This window comes from Vibrio hibernica (assembly GCF_015223435.1).
GTDB lineage: Bacteria > Pseudomonadota > Gammaproteobacteria > Enterobacterales > Vibrionaceae > Vibrio > Vibrio hibernica.
Genome location: NZ_VHKO01000042.1, coordinates 1 through 21857 on the forward strand (window position 1 = coordinate 1; position 21857 = coordinate 21857).

The window sequence follows — 21857 nt, forward strand, 5'->3', positions numbered from 1 at the left end:
ATTCTGGTCTAATCGATCTGGACACCTTGATTGTGGATAATACGATAATCAATCGAGGTGAATATGAATACAAAACGTCAATATCGAACTTATACAAAAGAATTTAAAGAAGAGGCAATCTGCCTTATTACCGAACAAGGATATTCTGTCGCCCAAGCTGCTGATGCGTTGGGTGTATCACAAAACCTGCTTTACACTTGGAAACAGAAGGCTGACGAACTTAATAACTCATCTGTCAATGCAGATGAAAAAACGGAATTAATGGCTCTGAGAAAGGAAGTAAAGCAGCTTAGGATGGAGAAAGAGATCCTAAAAAAAGCCAGCGCCTTCTTTGCGAAAGAAATGAAGTAAAGTTTCAATTTATTCGAGAGCATCGCTCTCGATTTCCTATAAAAATGCTTTGTAACGCTCTAAAAGTAAGCCGCAGTGCATTTTATGATTGGTTAGCACGACCTGCTCAGATCATTACTGAGCAAGAGCTTAATTTATACAGAACTGCCAAGCGCTTATTCAAGCGCAGTCGTGGAAGTTTAGGCTCTCGTCAATTAGCTAAGAAACTACGTGAAGAAGGTTTCACTATCGGGCGTTATCGTACTCGCACCATCATGCGCAAGTTAGGTCTTGTTGTACGTCAGCGTCAAGCTTATAAAATAACCACCAAGCGAAAACATAGTGATAGCGTTGCAGATAATATATTAAAACAACAATTTAATCCTACCGCACCCAATCGTATTTGGGCCGGAGATGTTACTTATCTGAGAACCAATCAAGGTTGGATGTATCTGGCTGTAGTCATGGATTTACATTCACGCCGAATCATTGGTTGGGCATTATCAGATCGCATGACGGTAGGTCTCGTTGAACGTGCATTACAAGTGGCAATTACACTTCGTAAGCCTCAAAGAGGCTTGCTTTTCCATAGTGATAGAGGCTCACAGTACACCAGCAGTTCATTTCAGCACCTGTTAACAAGAAATGGCATTACATCATCAATGAGCAGTGTTGGAGCTTGTTTAGACAATGCAGTCGTTGAACGGTTCTTCGGTAGCTTGAAAAATGAATGGTTACTCAATGTGGTTCATTTAACGCGTGATGCAATGAAAGAAGATGCTGAAGAATATATCCGGTATTACAACCATGAAAGGTTGCATACTGCGCTTGGTGATTTAACGCCAATCGGAATAAGTCACTGAAAGTAAATTGAAAATACTGCATACAAGTTATTTAAAAGGACAAAATATGGATAGATATATCGATTTACTCATAGATATATAATTTAGACAATTAAAACACGGGATATGGTCTCTGTTGCTGATAGATATTTAAAGACGTTGGAAAAAGTTAGGTTAATAGATCATTGACTAAACAGTAATAATGATAGCTGGCTCCGGGTTTGGAACCAGCTGTATTTATTGACATTTTTGCGTTGATAAACGCTTTGCCAATGTTCTTATGATATTACACTAGACCTTGCTCAATCATGGCTTCCGCTACACGTTTGAAACCTGCAATATTGGCACCTAAAACTAGGTTGCCAGGTTGGCCAAATTCAATAGAAGTATCGTTAGCGGCGTTAAAAATATTTTTCATAATTTCTTTTAGCCTTTCGTCTACTTGCTCAAAGGTCCAACTTTGCATGCTGGCATTTTGCGACATTTCTAGTTGGCTTGTTGCCACACCGCCAGCGTTAGCTGCTTTACCTGGGCCATAAGCGATTTTTGCATCAATAAATGCATCAATAGCCGCTTGGGTTGATGGCATGTTCGCGCCTTCACTAACCGCAATACAGCCGTTGGCTAGTAGTGCCTTGGCATCTTCGCCGGTTAATTCGTTTTGTGTGGCACAAGGGAATGCGGCATCAGCTTTAAAGCGCCATACTGCATGGCCGTCTTCTGGATAGTCGCTAGTAGGCACATATTGAGCATCACTATGAGTTTGCAAATACTCTTCTAAGCTTTTGCGGCGAACTTCTTTGATGTCTTTTAATAGGTCAAGGTCGATGCCTTTCTCGTGATAAATAGTACCACGTGAATCTGAACAGCTAACCGGTATTGCACCTAGCTCGTACAGTTTTTCTATCGCATAAATGGCTACGTTACCGGCACCTGAAATAAGACATTTTTTGCCTTTTAATGAATCATTGCGATCTTCTAACATGTACTGGGCAAAATAAACGGCACCATAACCTGTCGCCTCTTTACGTGCTAAAGAGCCACCCCATAATAAGCTTTTGCCAGTTAATACGCCTTCGTAGCGACCGGTCAAACGCTTGTATTGGCCGAACATATAACCAATTTCACGTGCGCCAACACCAATGTCACCCGCAGGTACGTCGGTTGTTGGGCCAATATGGCGATAAAGCTCGGTCATAAATGATTGACAAAAACGCATGATCTCAGCATCTGAGCGACCTTTAGGATCAAAGTTTGCACCGCCTTTACCGCCGCCAATAGCAAGCCCGGTTAAAGCGTTTTTAAACATTTGCTCAAAACCTAAAAACTTAATAATACTGGCATTAACACTTGGATGAAAACGTAAGCCGCCTTTATAAGGACCTAAGGCCGAATTAAACTCAACGCGGTAACCTTTATTCACTTGAATGTCGCCGTTGTCATCCATCCATGGTACACGGAACATGATTTGGCGTTCAGGCTCAATCATACGTTGGATGATGGCTTGTTTTTGGTAACGGTCACCGTCTTCTAATAAAGGTTCAAGAGAGTCTAATACTTCTTCTACTGCTTGGTAAAATTCTGATTGCGCAGGACTTGTTTTTTTCAAATCTGAAATAGTTTGATGAGTATAAGTCATAGGGTATGTCGCCTTTGTTAATAAATAGGGCCTTCCTGTGTCTGATCAATAATCAAAACAAAAAATATTTGGGCGAGAGATTGTATGTGTTTTTGTGGTGACTTTCAGCAATTTTGTTTAGTTTATATGCAAGTGCCTCGCAATAGTGCAGAATTTCGTCGCTTTGAGGAAAAATAAAAAATTGGTTGACGGGAAAATAGCCACAAAAACTAGCATTACGTTTGGTGTTTGTGACCTTAATAAGCTTAGGATGAATATGTACATCGGTGAAGTGGCGACAAAAACAGGACTTTCAATCAAAGCTATTCGTCTATACAAAGAGAAAGGCTTAATTATGCCTTTACCTAGAAAAGGCCGTTACCGAGTTTATGATGAATCACATATCGAGATTCTAAATCTAATTAAAGAAGCAAAATTACTCGGAGCGACCCTATCACAATTAAAATGCGTGATTGTCTATAAAAATGGCGAAATTGACTGGTTTAATGTTGGAACATTCCTTTCCGAAATGAAACTTCAATTATCACAACAGATTGATGATCTGAATATTAAAGTGAAAAGAGTCGAACAATGTTTCCTTTCAATAGATTCTTGTCCAACAAGTGTTGACTCTCCCCTTAAGGGCAGAGATTAGAATAGTCATCTATCTCAAATGATGAGGAAATGAGTAAGATGACGAAGAAAATAGTAGTTCTAGACGGAAATCCTAAGTCGAGTAGTTATTGTCAGCATTTGGGTGATCTATACGAAATTGAAGCAAGCGAATCTTTCGATATTAAACGTTTTAATTTATCAAAAATGGAGTTCAATCCCAGCCTTGATTGTGGTTATGACGCTAGGCAAGAATTGGAACCATGTTTAGTGGATTTTCGAAAAGCGATATTGTGGGCGGATCATTTTGTGATTGTTTCGCCTATTTGGTGGGGAGGCATACTGCAAAATTAAAAGGGTTATTTGATAGATCATTCTTACCTGGTTTTGCATTTGAATATGAGGGAGATAATCCATCACCATTACAGTTACTGAAAGGAAAAACCTCTAGGGTTATTATCACGATGGATGCGCCATCGGACTATGCAGAAGAGCAGGCTGCTCCAGCAATTACACAATTAGATCTCTTTACACTTCAGTTTTGTGGTTTTGAAAAAGCACAGGTTAATCTTTTTGGCTCTATTATATTGGCAAATGATGAAAATAAATTGCTCTGGGAAAAGCTAGTTCAAGATATTGGTAGTAGAGGTGAGTAACTTATAATAAGCATTTAAGCTGGCGTTATGTGAGTAGGAGATTTTCAATGGACGAAACAGTTTTAACTAAATTTAGCGACTATCCTGATAATGTAACTTCAAAGCTGCTTAATCTTAGATCTTTGATTTTGAGCGTCGCATCTGAATTGGAATTAGGGTGCGTGGAAGAAACCTTCAAGTGGGGTGAGCTTAGTTTTAATGTTAAATTTGGTAGCCCAATTCGTATTGATTGGAAGCTGAAATCACCAAGTAATTATTATATTTTCTTTAACTGTCAAACTAAGCTAATCGATACATTTCGTGAGTTATATAGTGATATTTTGGAGTTTGAGGGTAATAGAGCGATAGTCTTAAATTTATCAGAACCCATTCCTGAACAAGCGGTTAAGCACTGTATAAAATTAGGTTTAACTTATCAAAAAGTTAAGGATTTACCGCTTCTGGGCGCATAACATGAACTCACATAACTAATGACTTAACCGGACAAATTTGGTTTTAAATTTTAATGCACTTTGTAAGTTCATCATAGCGTATTACTTTAGAGTGATGAGTCATCATGGAATATGGATAAATGGAGTAAGCATGGTAATCATCGAAAAACTTGAAAGCTTTCATATTGAACGAGTTAATTATCTTCAGCTGATCGATGAGAACGTGAAATTTGCAGGTACGGTAAAGCAGTTTTTATTAGATGGAAATAGTACGACCCATTTACCTGTTACCAAAAGGGTGGCTTTGAATACATCAATGAAAAATACCTAGTCGGGGCTGCGGGGCCACAATTCATAATGCGTGGAAAAATTGCATGATTAGGGCGTTACGACTCAGGAGAAACGAATAAAATGCGCGTATCTTTAAGAGATAAAATCATCACGGTTTGCACTAAAAAAATTGAACAAAAAGGTGAAAATGTTGGCGTCTCATTTTATGCATTTTTTGCCAATAAGAATTCTGATCCGGAGTTATTAATGGAAGCGGCTACTTGGTGGATTCAAGAGCATAAGCTTGATCATTTTGAAAAAGCGAAGAAAATTATCGAGATGGTCAAGTTAGAGGGTTGATTGATTTTTTTTCTAAACAATCTACTCAAAATACGCTTCAAAATGTTATTAAAAAGCCCAGAACGATGAAGTTCTGGGCTAACAATCTACCGCGTTATTATACTTAATATTTAGTAATGATATGGAAACTTAGAGAAGTCTTTCGGACGTTTTTCGAGGAAAGAATCACGGCCTTCACGGGCTTCATCAGTGCCGTAAGCAAGGCGGGTCGCTTCACCGGCAAAAAGTTGTTGCCCAACCATGCCATCGTCGGTCATATTCAAACCAAACTTCATCATGCGTAGGGCGGTTGGGGATTTTTGGCAGATTATCTTACCCCATTCTAATGCTTCTTTTTCAAGATCGGCGTGTGGTACGACCTTATTTACCATACCCATGTCAAACGCATCTTGCGCGCTGTAATCTAATCCTAAAAAGAAGATTTCTCGGGCTTTTTTCTGGCCGACCATTTTGGCTAAATAAGCTGAGCCATAACCAGAGTCAAAACTTGCGACGTCTAAATCGGTTTGTTTAAAAACGGCGTGTTCTTTTGAAGCAATGGTCATGTCACATACAACATGCAGTGAATGACCACCACCGGCAGCCCAACCTGGAACGACCGCAATGACCGCTTTTGGCATAAAACGAATCTGGCGTTGTACTTCTAAAATATGCAATCTACCAAGCGCGGCAGGATCGATTTGATCTTGTGGCATTCCTTCATATTTATAACCATCTTTACCGCGAATACGCTGATCGCCTCCAGAACAAAATGCCCAGCCACCATCTTTAGCACTTGGCCCGTTACCGGTTAGTAATACGCAGCCAACATCGCTCCACATTCTGGCATGTTCAAGGGCGCAATGAAGTTCGTCTACTGTTTTAGGGCGAAAAGCATTGCGGCATTCAGGGCGATTAAATGCAATACGTACCACACCAGCTTCAACGGCGCGATGGTAAGTAATGTCTTCAAAAGAAAAGCCTTCTACTTCTTGCCAATCTTCTGGGTTAAAAATATCAGAAACAGTCTTCATTACGATAAACCTTTATTTATTGGAAATGGTGCACTAAATGAGCTTAACATATCCGTCTTTAGTCGTTGGTCACTTCGGTTGCCAGTTTTTGCTTCTTCAAGGTAAATAACGTCAGTAAAACCGCAAACAATGCCATACCAGCCATCATTAAATAGATTGCGTTAAAACCCTGATCAAGGATATATGGTGGGTAATCGGCCATGTTGTCTTTGACTGATTGCCCTTGAGTTGACAGCGTATATTGGAAAACAGCAGAACAAACCGCCACCCCAATAGCGCCGCCGAGTTCACGGCCAAAATTAAACAGGGATAAACCAATGCCGCGATCTTTAGCGGGCAGTACATTTTGCACGACGACACCGAGTGCTGGTAACGTTAATCCTATGCCCAATCCTGCGAGCCCTAAAGCGATTGGAGGGTGAATATGTCCATAGATCATGGCAAAGCTTAATGCGGATAATGCAAAACCTGTCACCGTAAGTCCTTTATATTTCCCCAATTTATTGACGAGTTTTCCTCCGCAATAAGCCCCAATAGTGACACTAACCATAAAGATCACCATGATTTCGCCACTCTCTGAGGCTGTCATTCCCCGTTGCCATTGCATCTGCATCGGTAAATAAACTAAAACAGCAAACATCAACAATTGTGAGCATAAAATTAATAAAATACACGCCACATAGCCGGGTAATTTGGTCAGCCTTGCAGGAAGGATTGGATCGGACACTTTACGTTCAATCAGCAGTAACATCACAATTGAAAAGGCTAACGTACCGCCGATCCAGATATGTGGAATCTGGCTTTCTGGCGACAGTAACAGTAATAAGCTGGTGGAAGAGAGCATGAGAAACAACGCGCCAAACCAATCAAATTTTGCTTGTCGTTTTTTATTAAGATGTGAGAGGTTTTTACGAATCAAAATGACCGCTAAAACACCTAACGGTAAATTAATCCAAAATACCCATCGCCAAGATAAATGTTCTGCAAAATAGCCGCCAAGGAGTGGCCCAGCAATACTGGAAACGGCATAAACAATGGAAATGTAGCCTTGGTACTTTCCGACTTCGCGTGCGGGAATACAGTCTGCTATTACGGTAAACGCAAGGGCGATTAAACCACCACCACCAATTCCTTGGATGACTCGCGACAATATCAGCGTTTCAATATTTTTGGCAAAACCGCAAGCGGCCGAACCTAAGATGAATAAACTAATCCCGATATACAACATGCGTACACGGCCTAAAATATCACTTAACTTGCCATAAATGGGTAATACAGCTGTGGCTGCAAGTAAGTAAGCAGTTACTATCCAAGTAAGAGATTGCCCAGCATTAAGCTCGTTACCAATGATTGGCAGTGGCGTGGTGACAATACTTTTTTCAAGCGATCCGAGTGCAATAACTAACGCGACACTCATGAATATTTTTTGTGGAGAAACTGGCGGCTGTGTTATCACTGTGCATCCTAATAAGATTAAGTAAAAACCCAGTAGCATGAAATCTACTGGGTTTTATGATCACCTTTTCGTGTTAAGCAATACATATGCATTAACGAATAGCTTACGCTAACCCATATTTTTACGTTAGCCTACAAACGATAAATAGCCTTGAATGATGATCAAGTTCACGATATCGATAAAGAATGCTCCGACAATAGGAACAACCATAAAGGCTTGTGGTGATGGACCGTAATGGGTAACGATCGATCCCATGTTCATTACCGCGGTTGGGGTTGCCCCTAGACCAAACCCACAATGACCACTCGTCATAACCGCCGCATCGTAATTCGAACCCATCACTCTAAAGGTTATATTATAGGCGAACAAACCTAAAATGATGGTTTGAATACATAAGATAATCAGCAGCGGTACCGCAAGACCAAAAATTTCCCATAGTTTTAAGCTCATTAATGCCATTGATAAAAACAATGAAAGGGAGACGGTTCCTAAAATATCAACGGTCTCCGTATTGAGTTTATATCGTCCTGATAGCTCAAAAATATTGGTGATGATCACACCTAAAAAAAGCGCGTAAACGAAGTCTGGTATTTTTAACCAATTGATCCCAAGTGTTCCGACCCATCTCTCAACATACGTTGCTCCAACCACACACACCAACATCGTGAATAAGGTTTCAACGATACGACGAGCCGATACTTTTTCTTCTTCGCTGTTGTTGTAAGTCACCACATCGGGAAAGTTATCGTGGTGCTTATCACCGCGACCATATTCAGATTCAAGGTTATGCTTTTGAATGCGACGCTGTGCGATAGGGCCGCCAATGATACCACCCACAATCAGGCCGAAAGTGGCAGCTGCCATTGCAAACTCTAATGTGTTAAGCCCATAATTTTCTTGGAAAGTACTTGCCCAAGCTGCGCCTGTTCCGTGCCCACCAGAAAGGGTAATGGAGCCTGCGACTAAGCCTAATAGAGGATTGAGCCCCAACATGGTCGCGAGGCTGACACCAACCGCATTTTGAATAATGATATAAATCGACGCTACCGCGAGGAAGATAAAAACTTTTTTACCACCCTTGATGAGCTGGGTGTAGCTGGCGGAGAGCCCTACACTGGTAAAAAATAACAGCATTAGAATTTGTTGCAGAGGTAATGCAAACTCTAAAGTAATATTTTGAAAATGCAGAATTGTTGTAATTATTGCCACAATCAATCCGCCAACAATAGGTTCTGGAACCTTGTACTTGGATAGAAATGAAATCTTGCTATTGATGAAATGTCCTAATAACAGCACAAAAATCGCCAGTAGAAAAGACTCGATAGAACCTACAGAATAAACTGTATTCATATGCCGCCTCTATAAATAAACTCGATAAAATTTTTTAACGATACTTTTAGCATAGCCAGTGTTTTATTACGCGTGACTAAAAAAATAGGCCTTTCCGTGGCGGATGAGAGACTTAAACGAGCGTTAAGTTTCTCTGAAAAACGATAAGCTATAAGTAACGATGATTAGAAATTCATACAAACTATGATGTTGATTGAATTATTGACATTAACTTTTCATTTTTATGACTCTTCAGCAACATTGGTCGATAAGATGCCAAGCAAATAAGATACCCGCATTTAATTTTGGAGATCATCGTGCCTGTTCTTTACTGCCGCTCATGTTGCCGTGAGACGCAACACAAGGAAGTGATGTGTAAATCACCTACAAATAACCGCCCAGATATGTCATTAAAAATGAAACTACAGCAGTTTAGTAAACTAATGAGTCTGTTAATGAGCGGCATACATTACCACAAAATGGACCGAGTTTGTTTTTGTCGTCAATGTAATCATAAAAATAATTGGTCAGCAGATTCACTATCACATTAATTTAGCTGATGTTTCCTCTTATTTGTTGCGTATTGCGGTTGAGTTTCGTTTGATAATTTAATATGTATTTCTTAATTAGATTTGAGACTTTCTGCTTGAAAATTCTTTTGGTTTAGACGTTAACAGGTGAACTAAACTCAAGTACAGTAGCTTCCATTATCGATTCTATGTAGTGGAGATGACGATGTCGCGTTATTACGATCAGGTGTTAACGGTTTGGAATTATTTAAAGCTTCAACAGAGCTTAAAACCGACTGATGCTATCTTATTATTAGGCAGTTCTGACTTGAGGGTTGGTGAGCGAGCCGCTGAGCTTTATCATCAAGGTATTGCGCCGCTTGTGATTTTTTCTGGTGGTGTAGGACGGATGACGGATGGCTTGTTTGATCAACCTGAAGCCGAAGTTTTTGCAAAAATGGCCATGGATTGTGGAGTGCCACATCATGCTATTTTGCAAGAAGCTAAGTCCACCAACAGTGGTGAAAACATTGTCTTTACCCGTGAGTTGTTAACTGCGAAAGGGATTGAGATTAACACTGTTACTTTGGTACAAAAACCCTATATGGAACGCCGTGCCTTGGCGACTTGTGAGCAGTATTGGCCACAAGTACAGGCGCAGGTCACTTCCCCGCAATATGATTTTCTTGATTATTGCAGTCCATTACACCCCTCTTCTGAAGTGATTAATTTAATGATTGGTGAGTTAGAACGCTTACAACATTATCCTGAGTTGGGTTTTTGTACCCCTCAGTCATGGCCTGAAGAGATGACCAATATCATGCAGTCTTTAATTGCGATTGGTTATGATGAACAGATTTTGTAATCAGTCTGGATCCCACCAATAAGTCATTCATGCAAGGGAGCATCTAATTTGATCAGCCCAATAAAACTAACAGTAAGTCACCATGCTTGGCCTATTAATGGCGCTTTTACGATTTCTCGAGGATCAAAAACTCACGCTGATGTGATTGTTGTTACGTTGGAACAAGATGGCGTGATGGGGCGCGGTGAAAGTGTGCCATATGCGCGTTATGGTGAGTCGGTTGAACAAGCCATGGCAGATTTAACTGCGATAGATATGCAAGCGATGAATTGGGATACCGAAAGTCTCTTGACGATGTTACCTGCTGGCGCGGCTCGCAATGCTTTAGATTGCGCATGGTGGGATTTACACTGTAAACAACAGCATTCGACCATTTGGCAAACGCTTAAGATCAAACCAAGTGAACAAACGACCGCGTTTACCTTATCACTTGATACGCCAGAGAAGATGGGGCTTGCCGCAGAAAAAAATCAGCATCGTCCTTTGTTAAAATTAAAACTGGCCGGTGAGGGCGATATCGCTCGCGTTGCTGCGGTGCGTAAAAATGCGCCCAATAGTCAATTAATTGTGGATGCTAATGAAGGTTGGAATGTGGATATGTATCAGCGCATGATCCCACAATTGGTTGAACTTAATGTGATGATGATTGAGCAACCCTTTCCTGCCGATAAAAATGAATGGTTAGATGGGCTGCCTCGCCCAATTTTAATTTGCGCCGATGAATCCTGCCATGATAGCCACAGTTTATCTGAGCTGGTGGGGCGTTATGACATGATTAACATTAAGCTGGATAAAACGGGCGGGTTGACGGAAGCATTGAAATTAAAACAAGCCGCTATTGATCTCGGCTTAAAAATTATGGTGGGTTGTATGGTCGGCAGTTCACTGGGTATGGCGCCCGCCTTTGTAGTGGCTCAAGGGGCCGAAATTGTGGATCTCGATGGCCCATTATTGCTGGCGAAAGATTGTGAGCATGGTTTTGAGTTTACTATCTCAAACATGCAAGTGATGAGCTCGGCACTTTGGGGATAACTATCAGTTAGTGAGAATGATCGGTTAGTGAGGATCACCTGTTAGTGGGGGTTATCTGTTAGTACGAGCATCTTTTTGTGTTGGGGTGAGTATATTGTTTCACTCCAAAGCGGGGTTACTAAGGCTGATGATTAACAATCAGCCTTAGTAACAGCCCAAACATTAATAATCCCCATATTAACAACCCCAATATTAACAACTATAGCTTTCTTGTCCGGTTAACAGTTTAACCAGCATTGATTCATACTCTTCACTGGCAAAATCACTCGAAACTGGTGGAAGCTCTACTGTGACACACAATAAACCGCGTTCTGCGCACCAACTGCCAAATGATCCTGGCGTGTCATAACCCACATCACCAACCACAGGTAAATTCATTTGATTGGCAAACCACTGGCCGAGAGTGGAATTGGCAGGATCATCAATACACGCTAATGGTTCATGAAAAGAAGCCACCCATGCCGGATTAAGCTTCTCAATGAGATCACAAAGCGCTTGGGTTTCCGGCTCAGAATTACCGATTTCACCTGTACCAATGAGCACATCTCGTTCTGGTTCTTTAGTGTTCCAACGATAAACCGTTCCGCCTTTCTGCCAGTTCTGGCTAGCAAAGTTTCGATTTAAATCCACCCCATTCGCATTGGCGCGAGTACCTAATTGGTTACCATCTGGATTCATAGACAAGATGACATGATGGTGTAAGTTACTCATTTGAATGGATCGTAAAGCGCAAGATAAACTGGTAATTGAGGCGGTCTCATCGCCATGTGTACCGGCAATAATTAAACCTGCTGCGGCGGTTGTTACTTGAGCGGGGAAGTACAATAAAGTCGCCCCTAATACCGAGCGCCCATAACTAACGGGTTGATGTTGAAATTGACCTCGTTGTTGGCGAGATCGAAGGGAAGTCGTCATGGGATATTCCTAATATTTTATATACCGGTCTTAGTTGAAGTTATCGCTTTGTTGGCTACGTTCACTCACCCTAATTATTTAGAATTGCTAAGCTCATTGGTTTCGTTTACTTGCCGCTTCACTGCCACTTCAATTACTTTGGATATATTTTTGGGGTCTGAATAGAGTGAGTATCACTTAATCACTCTCTCAGATAAAGCGATTCACAATCTTATTTATAAAGATCGGAATAATAAGCTTGTCGCTCTTTTTAGTTATAAATTTGCAAAGAAATAATGTGTGTCACCACCGCTAGCGTTATAGTTAGTCATAATAATTACTTACCTTCACAATCAAGGAAGAAATATGTCTAAGTTTTCTTTATCGCTGGTCGCCCTGTCTCTTAGTTCCGCACTTTGTGTACCTGCGTACGCCGCTCAAGTTCCATCCGGCACTGTCTTGGCGAAAGTACAAGAATTAGTACGTGGTAATGATGCCGAAGCACCTACGCTTAATCCTCTCAAAGCGGAAGGTATTCCTGAAATGCATATTTTGCGTGATTTGTTTGAAGGCTTAGTGATTCAAGACAAAGACGGCAGCGTGGTTCCGGGCGTAGCGACAAGCTGGGAAACTACCGATAACAAGACTTATATTTTCCACCTACGCCATGATGCAAAATGGTCGAATGGTGACCCTGTTACAGCGAAAGATTTTGTTTATAGCTTACATACGGCGGTCGATCCTAAATTTGCCTCTCCGAATTCTTGGTATTTAAAATTAACGGGAATTAAAAATGCAGAAGCCATTATTGATGGCGATAAAGGCGTCGATGATTTAGGCGTGAAAGCTCTCGACCCATACACACTGCAATTTGAGCTTGATAAACCGGTTCCTTATTTTGTCGCAATGACCGCGCATACCGTGATGATGCCGATTAATCAAACAGCAGTACAAGAATTTGGAGATGAATGGACCAAGCCAGAAAATATGGTTTCTAACGGTGCTTATAAGCTTTCTAAATGGGTTATCAATGAACGTTTAGAAATGGTGCGTAATCCAAATTATTGGGATAACAAACACACCGTGATCAATAAAGTGACCTATATTCCGTTTGAGAGCCAAACGTCAGCGATGAATCGTTATTTGACCGGGGAGGTGGATATTACTTCTGATGTGCCAGTGGCGATGGCGGATAAGCTGAAAAAAGATCATCCTAATGCGTATAAAATCACCCCTTTGTTGTGTACTTATTATTATGCGATGAATACACAGCGTAAGCCTTTTGATGATGCGCGCGTGCGTAAAGCGATTTCGTACACCATTATGCGAAACGTGATCGCCAGTGGTGTGACGAAAGGTAACGTACCTGCGTATACCTTTGCTCACCAAGATGTGGCGAACTTTAAAGCCACCGCGCCAGAGTACAGTACTTGGACTCAGCAGCAACGTGATAAAGAGGCGGCGAAACTATTAAAAGAAGCGGGTTATGATAAATCGAACCCACTTAAAGCGACCTTGCTTTATAACACTAGCGAAAACCATAAAGCGATTGCGGTAGCGATTTCGTCGATGCTGAAAAAGAACTTGGGCATGGAAATTACCTTAGATAACCAGGAATGGAAATCATATTTAACGGCACGCCAAGAGCACAACTTTGACATTATGCGAGCCTCTTGGTGTGGCGATTATAATGAAGCGTCTACTTTCTTGAGCGTATTAACGTCGAGCAGTGATAAAAACTTTCCTTCGTATTCAAATCCAAAATACGATGAAGTATTAGAGAAAGCGCAAAGCGCAGTGGACTTAAAATCGAGAAATCAGTTTTATAACCAAGCGGAACAAATTTTGGCGAAAGATATGCCCATCGCGCCAATTTATTACTTCATGCAATCACGTTTAGTGAATCCGAAACTGGGCGGTTATCCAATGCACAACGCAGAGGGGCGTATTTACTCGAAAGATTTATATTTCAAAGCAAAATAATCGTCATAATTGAGTTTGTTATCTGATATTTAATCGTCATGACCACCAGTGTTTTTACATAGTGGGCGTGACGATTTTTTTTGATCGTCTCCACAAACAATACACGTCTCATTAAATATTAGCGTTTTCATTGATCTAACCCACCTAAGCTTAAATAAGAACCTTTGATAATAGTCAAAACGATTGTTTGAAAGGTTAGAAAGTGCATAAGTATTTCAAGTTCATTTTGCCGGTAGCCATACCGCTATTCATTTTGTGTTTACCGCTGTCTACATTTCCGTTTGAAGGGATGACCATTGTTCAGCAGCGTATTGCGGCCATCTTTATTTTTGCCACATTAAGCTGGGTGCTAGAACCCATTCCTATTTATGCCACTTCGGTTGCGATTATTGCGCTAGAGCTTTTTTTAGTCTCCGATAAAGCCATTATCTTTTTTCGTGGCGCTGAAGGATCGGATCAATATGGTGTGGTGATGAACCATGCCGATATCATGGCCACCTTCGCTAGCCCCATTATTATGTTGTTTTTAGGGGGATTCTTTTTAGCTATTGCGGCGACCAAATATCGGTTAGATGTGAACTTAGCGCGAGTGCTGCTCAAACCATTTGGTCAAAACCCTCGTTATGTAATGCTAGGTTTGATGTTGATTACGGGTATGTTTTCAATGTTTATGTCCAATACCGCGACCACCGCGATGATGTTGTCGATTTTGGCACCTGTGATTGCATTGTTTAGCCCCAAAGACCCGGGGAGAATCGCGTTTGCCTTATGTATCCCACTGGCTGCTAATATTGGCGGAATAGGCACCCCGATTGGCACGCCACCCAATGCGATTGCGCTTAAATACCTTCATGGTGCTAATACGATAACCTTTGGTGAATGGATGGCATTTGGCGTGCCATTTGTGGTCTTGATGATGGCTTTTTCATGGTTGCTGATTAATAAGCTTTTCCCTGCTAATCAACAGAAAATCGAACTGGATATCCAAGGAGAATTTTTGAAAACCCCGAAAGCTCTTTTGGTTTATGCCACTTTTATTATCACGATTTTACTTTGGTTAATGGGATCGGCTCATGGCATGAATTCATATACTGTGGCGATGATCCCGGTGACCGTTTTCTTAATGACTGGCATTATTAACAAAGAGGATTTGAAGAAAATTTCATGGGATGTTTTGTGGTTAGTTTCAGGTGGTATTGCACTTGGTTTGGCGTTAGATAAAAGCGGTTTAGCCGAACTGATGGTTTATAGCATCCCGTTTGATTCATTTTCACCTTATGCGGTTTTAATTGGAGCGGCATTCTTAAGTTTGTTGATGGCAAACTTTATGTCTAACACCGCGACAGCCAACCTTTTAATGCCAATTATGGCCGCATTAGGCGTTTCAATGAGCTCTCTTGCTCCTCTGGGCGGGGAAGTGGCGTTATTACTGGTGGTGACTTTTGCATCCTCACTCGGTATGGCGTTGCCAATTAGTACACCACCCAATGCGTTAGCGCATGCCACTGGATATATTAAAACTAATGAAATGGCGAAAGTAGGCCTTATTGTCGGGATGTCGGGCGTATTACTGAGTTTTGTTATGGTGTGGATATTGAATCTACTCGGCGCGATTTAACGTTAAGCGTATAAATATTTAGGTTACCCATTTGTCTATTTAAGGATTGAATTTAAGGATTGAATTATGGATAAATTGCATGTTGTTTGCGTTAATGAAAATACTGAAATTGCTTTTAAGCTGTTGCATGATCTCGCGCCATTATCGGAGTGGTTAACGCTCTCTCAATGCCACTCAGCAGATGAAGCATTAGAAAAGGTCGATAACATTGATCGGCAGGGGGATTTTCTTGCACTCCTTATTTCAGGGTTAACTCAATGCTCTAACCATTCTATGCAGTTATTGGATGAAATCGCAGAAGACTCTCGCTTTAGGCACACCAAAAGAGTATTGATTTCTAGTGATACCTCCAAACAAGTGTTGATCAATGCGATTAATGTTTCTCATATTAGCCGATTCTATGAACCTACATATGAAGCTGGGGTTTTATTGCAGCAAGCACGAATTTTATTGACTAAATACATCTTTGCTAAAGGGCTCGATTATGAAGAATATCAAGCCTACCTGGACTCTGAGACGATATTAAAGCGGATGCGCAGGAGCGTTTAATGCAAAAAAAACATCCGATAGAAGTCGTACCTAACGGATGGTTAAAAACTTAAAACTTAAACTATAAATTATGGTTTTAATTTCAATGCATTATCAATATCGGATGCGCTATGACGTTCGGCAATTGCTTCCCAAGCTTCACCCATTGGCTTATTCACAATACGACCACGCTGAACCGCAGGACGCTCAAGGATCGCTGTTGCCCAACGTTGTAGGTTTTTGTAGCTGCCCACATCCAAAAATTCTGCTGCGTTGTAGGCGTTACCTAATACCAAGTTGCCATACCAAGGCCAAATCGCTATGTCTGCAATGGTGTATTCTTCACCAGCGATAAAAGTATGGTTGGCAAGTTGCTTATCGAGTACATCTAACTGACGTTTTGCTTCCATCGAAAAGCGATTAATTGGGTATTCGAATTTTTCAGGAGCATAAGCGTAGAAGTGTCCGAAACCACCGCCTAAATATGGAGCAGAACCTTGCAGCCAGAATAACCAGTTCATCACTTTTACGCGATCTTCGATTGCGGTTGGCAGGAAATACCCGAATTTTTCCGCTAAGTAAAGCAAGATAGATCCTGATTCAAATACGTTAATAGGATCATCACCGCTGCGATCGACTAACGCTGGGATTTTCGAGTTTGGGTTGACTTCCACAAAGCCAGATGAGAATTGATCGCTATCGCTAATTTTAATCAAGTAAGCATCATACTCTGCGCCAGTGACACCTTTGGCTAGTAACTCTTCCAGCATGATAGTGACTTTTTGTCCATTTGGGGTTCCCATTGAATGCAGCTGAATTGGGTGTTTTCCGATTGGTAATGCTCTTTCAAAGCGAGCACCAGAATCTGGTCGATTAATGCCTCCCCATGTGCCACCGCTTTCTGCTTCCATGGTCCAAACTTTAGATGGAGTATATTCTTTCGTCATTGTTTTTCCTTTTACTCTGAAGTGTTTGGTTTATATCCATCTTAGTTAAAGTTGCCACCTCAAGTAAGACGACTATAGATATCAATTACTCTGAATTACTTTTCATCATAAGTCATTAGTATGGCAATTATGCTCATTAATTTCGTTTATCTTGGTCTAATTTTTTGAACACTTAGAATATAAACCTAACAATTAATAGACCTATCATTTTCATTTTTTTGTTCATTCGATTCCAATCTCAACATGATTAACACTCAAGTTAAATTTGATCTCTATGCTTATTTTGCTTTTCTAACTAATTGAAGCGTGAGAAAGATAATATTGAAGCATGAGGAAGATAATGTTGAATAAAGGATTTATAAACATCATATCAATGGCTCTAGCATGTATAACCGTGTCGGTTCAAGCCGCCAATGTTGCGCCATCTCAAAGCCCACCAATAGGGGTAAGCATTGAGAATGCGCCTCAGTTTGTTGCCATTGCATTTGATGATAATACGCTGGTGGATGGACAACACTGGGTATTGGAACAATGGGGAAAACGAAAAAATCCAGCAGGCAATGGCAACGTAAATACTTTTGATGGGCAAACCATCCACACCACCTTTTTTAATACCTGTGAAGCCATTATTGCGAATAACACGCAAGGCACTAATGCTGGGCATGTGAAGCAAACTTGGCATCAAGCTAAGTTGCAAGGGCATGAAATGGGCAATCACACCCTAAATCATTTACACGGTTTAGAGTTTAGTCCAGAACAATGGCAGCAGCAGATTAATGATTGCCAGATGGCGATGAGTAAACCGTTTAATCAACAGGATGCAGAATTTCCATCCGATCAAGATGGCATTGGGATTGAAGCCGTTGGGTTTCGTTCTCCTTATTTAGAATATAATGATGGACTCTTTTCCTACCTTGTCCAATCTGGATTTAAGTACGATGCTAGTATTGCAGAAGGTTATGATCCCGCGCAGGATGCTGGAAATCAGTATTGGCCGTATACATTAGATAATGGTAGCCCTGGCGCAGATATTGTCGCGAACTGGGGAGTGAAACCACCCGTTACTGCTCATGCTGGTTTATGGGAGATCCCAGTTTACGCTTTCACCGTTCCGGATGATCAAGTGGCGAAACTATATGGAATAGATTATTCGTTGCGCTCAAAAATAGCTCAAGCGATGAGCTGGTTTGATACTCAATCGGGAAAAATTGAATCGGGTGATTATAACTTGTTTTATATGGCAGGATTAAGTGGCCCTGAAGTGCTGGCGATTTTGAAATACAACCTAGATATGCGTCTTGCAGGTAATAAAGCGCCGATGACATTTTTAGCCCATTCGACCCATTATGATGATCAGTTTGATTTGTGGGTTCCAACTCAATCGAATGCCGAAGAACGTATACCCGTGATCAATGAAGGTGCTTGATTTTCGATAAAATCAGGATCATGCTAAGGCCCATGAAAATTACACTGACCCCTCAACAAAAGCTGCAACTCGAGCAGATGCACGATTCTACTCGTGATAGTCGAGTATGCGATCGCATTAAAGCGGTGTTACTTGCTTCTGAAGGTTGGAGTCAGGCTATGATTTCTCAAGCCCTTCGTATTCATGAATCGACTGTCGCTCGTCACCTCAGTGATTATGTTCTCTCTGAAAAGCTTAAGCCTGAAAATGGTGGTAGCCAGAGCCGACTTTCTGCTAAGCAGACTATGCCGCTTATCGAACATTTGACTGAGCATACCTATTCCCATACTCATCAAATTGTCGTGTATGTTAAGGAGGAGTTTGGTCTTAGCTATACGGTTTCAGGCATGAATAAATGGCTTCACAACAATGGGTTCAGCTACAAGCAACCAAAAGGTGTTCCACACAAGTTTGATGAAACAAAACAGCAAGCGTTCATCGAAGCTTACGAAGCCCTAAAGGCAAGTTGCGGCGAGGATGAGTCGATAGTGTTTATCGATGCCGTTCATCCAACACTGTCGACCAAAATCTCCCATGGTTGGATACGCACTGGTCAAGATAAAGTGTTAGAAACGACAGGTAATCGTAGCCGACTGAATATTATTGGCGCACTGAACCTGTCGGATATTGGGTCAACCATTGTTAGTGACTACGACAGCATCAACAGTGAAAACATTGTCCGTTTCTTCTGCAAACTCAGAGAGAGCTACCCGCTAAATCACAAGCTCCATATCATTTTGGATGGAGCAGGATATCACCGCAGTGATTTAGTTAAAGATGCGGCATTTGTGCTTAATATTGAGCTGCATTACCTTCCACCATACAGCCCAAACCTCAATCCGATAGAGCGGCTTTGGAAGGTAATGAACGAGAAGTCGAGGAATAACGTTTACTTCAAAAGTAAACGTGACTTCAAGGAAGCCATAGACCAATTTTTTACTGTAACTCTTCCAGAGATTGCAGGTTCGTTGACGTCTCGAATCAATGACAATTTTCAGGTGTTTAAGCCTGCATCTTCAAGTTGATTGGGTATAGAAAAGCGCTGAGTGACTTTTTAGATTACGCATTGTCCAAATCCGATGTTCGTATTGTCAGTCACCTTGAATTAGTTAATTGGATGGAGGATCCGCAAGCGTTACCGCCAAAATGTGATGCGGAAAAATGGCAGTCAGAGCACGCCTATGCAAATCAAAATAAAGTCAGCTTTTCAGGCTTTATATGGCAAGCAAAATGGTGGTCGTATAACGAAAAACCGCAAGATGAAAATTGGGGTGTATGGAAAAAATTGAACGCTTGTCGTTAAGTTTCATGGATTGTTAACCCTGACATTATAAATAAAAACGGCTCACTGAATATTCAGTGAGCCGTTTTATATTGTCATCAATTATCAATTCATCAGGCGGTTAAGCTTGAGTTGATTGACTGACCGCTTGGCCTTGTTCTGAGCGACAAACTGCAGCCGTAAACACCACATCTGTTGAGCTGTTGAGCGCTGTTTCAGCTGAATCTTGGATAACACCAATGATAAAGCCAACCGCAACCACTTGCATCGCAACATCATTTGAAATACCAAATAGGCTACAAGCAAGAGGAATAAGAAGTAAAGAACCACCGGCAACACCCGATGCGCCACAAGCTGAAACCGCGGCAACAACACTTAATAATAGAGCAGTGAAGAGATCAATTTGAATACCTAATGTGTGAACCGCAGCAAGTGTTAGTACCGTAATGGTAATTGCAGCACCTGCCATGTTAATGGTCGCACCTAATGGGATAGAAACTGAGTAAGTATCTTCATTGAGTTCTAATTTTTCACATAACGTCATATTCACAGGAATATTCGCCGCACTTGAGCGTGTGAAGAAAGCGGTCACACCACTTTCACGTAGGCACTGAAAAATCAAAGGGTATGGGTTTTGTTTGATTTTCACATACACAATGATTGGGTTGACGACTAAGGCGATGAAGAACATCGAACCCAGAAGAACCGCAAGTAAGTGGACATAACCGGCTAAAGCGCTGAATCCAGTGGTTGCGAAAGTAGAAGCAACCAGGCCAAAGATACCAATAGGCGCTAGACGAATAATAAAGTGAACGATAGTGGTGACACCATGACTTACGTCGGTCAGCATTGTTTTAGTCGCATCACTGGTATGGCGTAGCGTAATACCAAAACCAATCGCCCATGCAAGAATGCCAATGTAGTTAGCTTCAACTAAAGCATTGATTGGGTTATCGACGATTTTAAACAATAAAGTATGCAGAACTTCTGCGATACCTTGTGGTGGCGTTGCTCCTGTTGCGCCAGCCACTAACGTTAATTGTGTTGGGAACATAAAGCTAAAAGTAACTGCCGTGAATGAGGCTAATAATGTGCCTAAAAGGTATAAGACAATGATTGGGCGCATATTACTATTGGCATTTTTCTTTTGATTTGCAATTGAAGCTGCAACTAAAATAAAAACCAAAATAGGCGCAACTGCTTTTAAAGCGCCAACAAATAATCCACCAACCATCGATACGCTAATGGCTGTAGTGGGTGAAATTAAAGCGAGTAAAATACCGGCGACAATACCGATTAGAATTTGTAGCACTAAATTGCCATTAGTCAGTTTAGATATGAGGGAAGTGTTGTTTTGCATAATTTAACCTGTTCATAGTTTTTATAATTACGGGTAGAAATCGAGTTCATCCGATCCCATTAACAGCCCTGTTAGTAGGAATTAACCATAATAACGGCTCTAGTGAATCTGTCTACCATTAAGCCAGTTGAAAATAGAAACATGCGGAAATTGATATCATAGCCATGTTAATATTTTGTTGCTTAAATGTTGGGCAGTTTTGTATCACGGAATAAATCATAATTTGAAGCGGTTTTTAGCGCTTTTGTGCGCTCGGTATCTTAAGGAAGTCTTGGTTTTTTTAAAGTTATTGCCGTTAATTTTTATCTTATTGAAATGTAACAGGATAAAAATATATGGGTTCATTCACCATTTTATTGCTCTTTGCTTGAATAAATCACACGGTCTAACTAGTTTTAATACAGATTAAGTGAAGCCCACTTACGTGGTGAGTGTTATATGTGGAATAAAACACTTA

22 protein-coding genes are annotated in these 21857 nt (G+C 41.0%); 15 read left to right on the forward strand and 7 right to left on the reverse strand.

From position 1 onward, the window contains the following. Nucleotides 1-63 precede the first annotated feature (63 nt). Nucleotides 64-1193, forward strand: a protein-coding gene (locus FH976_RS12420; RefSeq protein ID WP_194091164.1) for an IS3 family transposase whose coding sequence is annotated in 2 segments (ribosomal slippage) — nucleotides 64-319 and nucleotides 319-1193 — 1131 coding nt in all. Because the reading frame shifts where the segments join, the coding sequence is not laid out codon by codon here. Nucleotides 1194-1458: 265 nt separating this feature from the next. Here FH976_RS12420 and gdhA read toward each other — a convergent pair. After that, nucleotides 1459-2811 carry an NADP-specific glutamate dehydrogenase gene (gene gdhA, locus FH976_RS12425; RefSeq protein ID WP_194091165.1) on the reverse strand — a complete coding sequence of 451 codons (1353 nt, stop codon included), beginning with the start codon at nucleotides 2809-2811 and terminating at the stop codon, nucleotides 1459-1461. A 256-nt stretch (nucleotides 2812-3067) separates the two neighbouring features. On the opposite strand from gdhA, the gene FH976_RS12430 reads away from it, so the two are divergent. The 6 genes from FH976_RS12430 (at nucleotide 3068) to FH976_RS12450 (ending at nucleotide 5119) form a co-directional block, all read left to right on the forward strand. Continuing rightward, nucleotides 3068-3445 (forward strand): MerR family transcriptional regulator, encoded by a 378-nt coding sequence (locus FH976_RS12430; RefSeq protein ID WP_194091166.1) that lies wholly within the window; start codon nucleotides 3068-3070, stop codon nucleotides 3443-3445. 38 nt (nucleotides 3446-3483) lie between these two features. Further along, the gene (locus tag FH976_RS16115; RefSeq protein WP_324187433.1) at nucleotides 3484-3756 is read left to right on the forward strand and encodes an NAD(P)H-dependent oxidoreductase; all 273 of its coding nucleotides are present in this window, start codon (nucleotides 3484-3486) and stop codon (nucleotides 3754-3756) included. Further along, nucleotides 3696-4058, forward strand: a complete 363-nt coding sequence (locus FH976_RS16120; RefSeq protein ID WP_324187434.1) for an NAD(P)H-dependent oxidoreductase — start codon at nucleotides 3696-3698, stop codon at nucleotides 4056-4058. Before FH976_RS16115 ends, FH976_RS16120 begins: the two co-directional genes overlap by 61 nt. A 47-nt stretch (nucleotides 4059-4105) precedes the next feature. Then, nucleotides 4106-4510: a DUF1801 domain-containing protein gene (locus FH976_RS12440; protein WP_194091167.1), complete on the forward strand. Its 405-nt coding sequence runs from the start codon at nucleotides 4106-4108 to the stop codon at nucleotides 4508-4510. A gap of 130 nt (nucleotides 4511-4640) precedes the next feature. Further along, nucleotides 4641-4820: a hypothetical protein gene (locus FH976_RS12445; protein ID WP_407701648.1), complete on the forward strand. Its 180-nt coding sequence runs from the start codon at nucleotides 4641-4643 to the stop codon at nucleotides 4818-4820. A gap of 80 nt (nucleotides 4821-4900) precedes the next feature. Next, nucleotides 4901-5119 (forward strand): DUF6500 family protein, encoded by a 219-nt coding sequence (locus FH976_RS12450; RefSeq protein ID WP_194091168.1) that lies wholly within the window; start codon nucleotides 4901-4903, stop codon nucleotides 5117-5119. Between the two features lie 110 nt (nucleotides 5120-5229). Here the strand turns inward: FH976_RS12450 and FH976_RS12455 are convergent, their stop codons facing one another. The 3 genes from FH976_RS12455 to gltS all read right to left on the reverse strand — a co-directional run bounded on the left by FH976_RS12455 (nucleotide 5230) and on the right by gltS (nucleotide 8938). Then, on the reverse strand, nucleotides 5230-6132 hold the full coding sequence (locus tag FH976_RS12455; RefSeq protein ID WP_194091169.1) for a 1,4-dihydroxy-2-naphthoyl-CoA synthase: 903 nt from the start codon (nucleotides 6130-6132) through the stop codon (nucleotides 5230-5232). A gap of 58 nt (nucleotides 6133-6190) precedes the next feature. Continuing rightward, nucleotides 6191-7549: an MDR family MFS transporter gene (locus FH976_RS12460; protein ID WP_228767435.1), complete on the reverse strand. Its 1359-nt coding sequence runs from the start codon at nucleotides 7547-7549 to the stop codon at nucleotides 6191-6193. A 165-nt stretch (nucleotides 7550-7714) separates the two neighbouring features. Next, the gene (gene gltS, locus FH976_RS12465; RefSeq protein ID WP_194091171.1) at nucleotides 7715-8938 is read right to left on the reverse strand and encodes a sodium/glutamate symporter; all 1224 of its coding nucleotides are present in this window, start codon (nucleotides 8936-8938) and stop codon (nucleotides 7715-7717) included. Nucleotides 8939-9652: 714 nt separating this feature from the next. On the opposite strand from gltS, the gene FH976_RS12470 reads away from it, so the two are divergent. Both FH976_RS12470 and dgcA read left to right on the forward strand, forming a co-directional pair. Continuing rightward, complete coding sequence (locus tag FH976_RS12470) at nucleotides 9653-10291, forward strand: YdcF family protein (protein WP_194091172.1); 639 nt, start codon at nucleotides 9653-9655, stop codon at nucleotides 10289-10291. A gap of 48 nt (nucleotides 10292-10339) precedes the next feature. Then, nucleotides 10340-11323, forward strand: a complete 984-nt coding sequence (dgcA, locus tag FH976_RS12475) for an N-acetyl-D-Glu racemase DgcA (RefSeq protein ID WP_194950396.1) — start codon at nucleotides 10340-10342, stop codon at nucleotides 11321-11323. A gap of 192 nt (nucleotides 11324-11515) precedes the next feature. Here the strand turns inward: dgcA and mpaA are convergent, their stop codons facing one another. Then, nucleotides 11516-12238: a murein tripeptide amidase MpaA gene (mpaA, locus tag FH976_RS12480; protein WP_194091173.1), complete on the reverse strand. Its 723-nt coding sequence runs from the start codon at nucleotides 12236-12238 to the stop codon at nucleotides 11516-11518. Between the two features lie 345 nt (nucleotides 12239-12583). On the opposite strand from mpaA, the gene FH976_RS12485 reads away from it, so the two are divergent. The 3 genes from FH976_RS12485 to FH976_RS12495 all read left to right on the forward strand — a co-directional run bounded on the left by FH976_RS12485 (nucleotide 12584) and on the right by FH976_RS12495 (nucleotide 16367). Next, nucleotides 12584-14200 carry a peptide ABC transporter substrate-binding protein gene (locus tag FH976_RS12485; protein WP_194091174.1) on the forward strand — a complete coding sequence of 539 codons (1617 nt, stop codon included), beginning with the start codon at nucleotides 12584-12586 and terminating at the stop codon, nucleotides 14198-14200. A 202-nt stretch (nucleotides 14201-14402) separates the two neighbouring features. Next, nucleotides 14403-15818, forward strand: coding sequence for an SLC13 family permease (locus tag FH976_RS12490; protein ID WP_194091175.1), 1416 nt, complete (start codon nucleotides 14403-14405; stop codon nucleotides 15816-15818). A 66-nt stretch (nucleotides 15819-15884) separates the two neighbouring features. Then, entirely contained in the window at nucleotides 15885-16367 is a 483-nt protein-coding gene (locus FH976_RS12495; protein ID WP_194091176.1) for a response regulator, read from the forward strand. 68 nt (nucleotides 16368-16435) lie between these two features. On the opposite strand, the gene yghU is transcribed toward FH976_RS12495, so the two are convergent. Continuing rightward, nucleotides 16436-17293, reverse strand: coding sequence for a glutathione-dependent disulfide-bond oxidoreductase (yghU, locus tag FH976_RS12500; RefSeq protein ID WP_194091177.1), 858 nt, complete (start codon nucleotides 17291-17293; stop codon nucleotides 16436-16438). A gap of 340 nt (nucleotides 17294-17633) precedes the next feature. Here yghU and FH976_RS12505 point away from each other — a divergent pair, with 340 nt between their 5' ends. The 3 genes from FH976_RS12505 to FH976_RS12515 are packed head-to-tail and all read left to right on the forward strand — an operon-like array spanning nucleotide 17634 to nucleotide 20061. After that, complete coding sequence (locus tag FH976_RS12505) at nucleotides 17634-18719, forward strand: polysaccharide deacetylase family protein (protein WP_194091178.1); 1086 nt, start codon at nucleotides 17634-17636, stop codon at nucleotides 18717-18719. A gap of 32 nt (nucleotides 18720-18751) precedes the next feature. Then, the gene (locus FH976_RS12510; protein WP_194091179.1) at nucleotides 18752-19783 is read left to right on the forward strand and encodes an IS630 family transposase; all 1032 of its coding nucleotides are present in this window, start codon (nucleotides 18752-18754) and stop codon (nucleotides 19781-19783) included. A gap of 41 nt (nucleotides 19784-19824) precedes the next feature. Further along, the gene (locus FH976_RS12515; RefSeq protein WP_194091180.1) at nucleotides 19825-20061 is read left to right on the forward strand and encodes a hypothetical protein; all 237 of its coding nucleotides are present in this window, start codon (nucleotides 19825-19827) and stop codon (nucleotides 20059-20061) included. Nucleotides 20062-20161: 100 nt separating this feature from the next. On the opposite strand, the gene sstT is transcribed toward FH976_RS12515, so the two are convergent. Beyond that, nucleotides 20162-21400, reverse strand: a complete 1239-nt coding sequence (gene sstT / locus FH976_RS12520; protein ID WP_194091181.1) for a serine/threonine transporter SstT — start codon at nucleotides 21398-21400, stop codon at nucleotides 20162-20164. Nucleotides 21401-21857 lie beyond the last annotated feature (457 nt).

Bases quoted from the DNA above. Each gene is read 5' to 3' on its own strand.
- gdhA (WP_194091165.1), bottom strand. From the start codon at position 2,811: ATGACTTATACTCATCAAACTATTTCAGATTTGAAAAAAACAAGTCCT.
- FH976_RS12430 (WP_194091166.1), top strand. From the start codon at position 3,068: ATGTACATCGGTGAAGTGGCGACAAAAACAGGACTTTCAATCAAAGCT.
- FH976_RS16115 (WP_324187433.1), top strand. From the start codon at position 3,484: ATGACGAAGAAAATAGTAGTTCTAGACGGAAATCCTAAGTCGAGTAGT.
- FH976_RS12440 (WP_194091167.1), top strand. From the start codon at position 4,106: ATGGACGAAACAGTTTTAACTAAATTTAGCGACTATCCTGATAATGTA.
- FH976_RS12445 (WP_407701648.1), top strand. From the start codon at position 4,641: ATGGTAATCATCGAAAAACTTGAAAGCTTTCATATTGAACGAGTTAAT.
- FH976_RS12450 (WP_194091168.1), top strand. From the start codon at position 4,901: ATGCGCGTATCTTTAAGAGATAAAATCATCACGGTTTGCACTAAAAAA.
- FH976_RS12455 (WP_194091169.1), bottom strand. From the start codon at position 6,132: ATGAAGACTGTTTCTGATATTTTTAACCCAGAAGATTGGCAAGAAGTA.
- FH976_RS12460 (WP_228767435.1), bottom strand. From the start codon at position 7,549: ATGAGTGTCGCGTTAGTTATTGCACTCGGATCGCTTGAAAAAAGTATT.
- gltS (WP_194091171.1), bottom strand. From the start codon at position 8,938: ATGAATACAGTTTATTCTGTAGGTTCTATCGAGTCTTTTCTACTGGCG.
- FH976_RS12470 (WP_194091172.1), top strand. From the start codon at position 9,653: ATGTCGCGTTATTACGATCAGGTGTTAACGGTTTGGAATTATTTAAAG.
- mpaA (WP_194091173.1), bottom strand. From the start codon at position 12,238: ATGACGACTTCCCTTCGATCTCGCCAACAACGAGGTCAATTTCAACAT.
- FH976_RS12485 (WP_194091174.1), top strand. From the start codon at position 12,584: ATGTCTAAGTTTTCTTTATCGCTGGTCGCCCTGTCTCTTAGTTCCGCA.
- FH976_RS12495 (WP_194091176.1), top strand. From the start codon at position 15,885: ATGGATAAATTGCATGTTGTTTGCGTTAATGAAAATACTGAAATTGCT.
- yghU (WP_194091177.1), bottom strand. From the start codon at position 17,293: ATGACGAAAGAATATACTCCATCTAAAGTTTGGACCATGGAAGCAGAA.
- FH976_RS12505 (WP_194091178.1), top strand. From the start codon at position 17,634: ATGTTGAATAAAGGATTTATAAACATCATATCAATGGCTCTAGCATGT.
- FH976_RS12510 (WP_194091179.1), top strand. From the start codon at position 18,752: ATGAAAATTACACTGACCCCTCAACAAAAGCTGCAACTCGAGCAGATG.
- sstT (WP_194091181.1), bottom strand. From the start codon at position 21,400: ATGCAAAACAACACTTCCCTCATATCTAAACTGACTAATGGCAATTTA.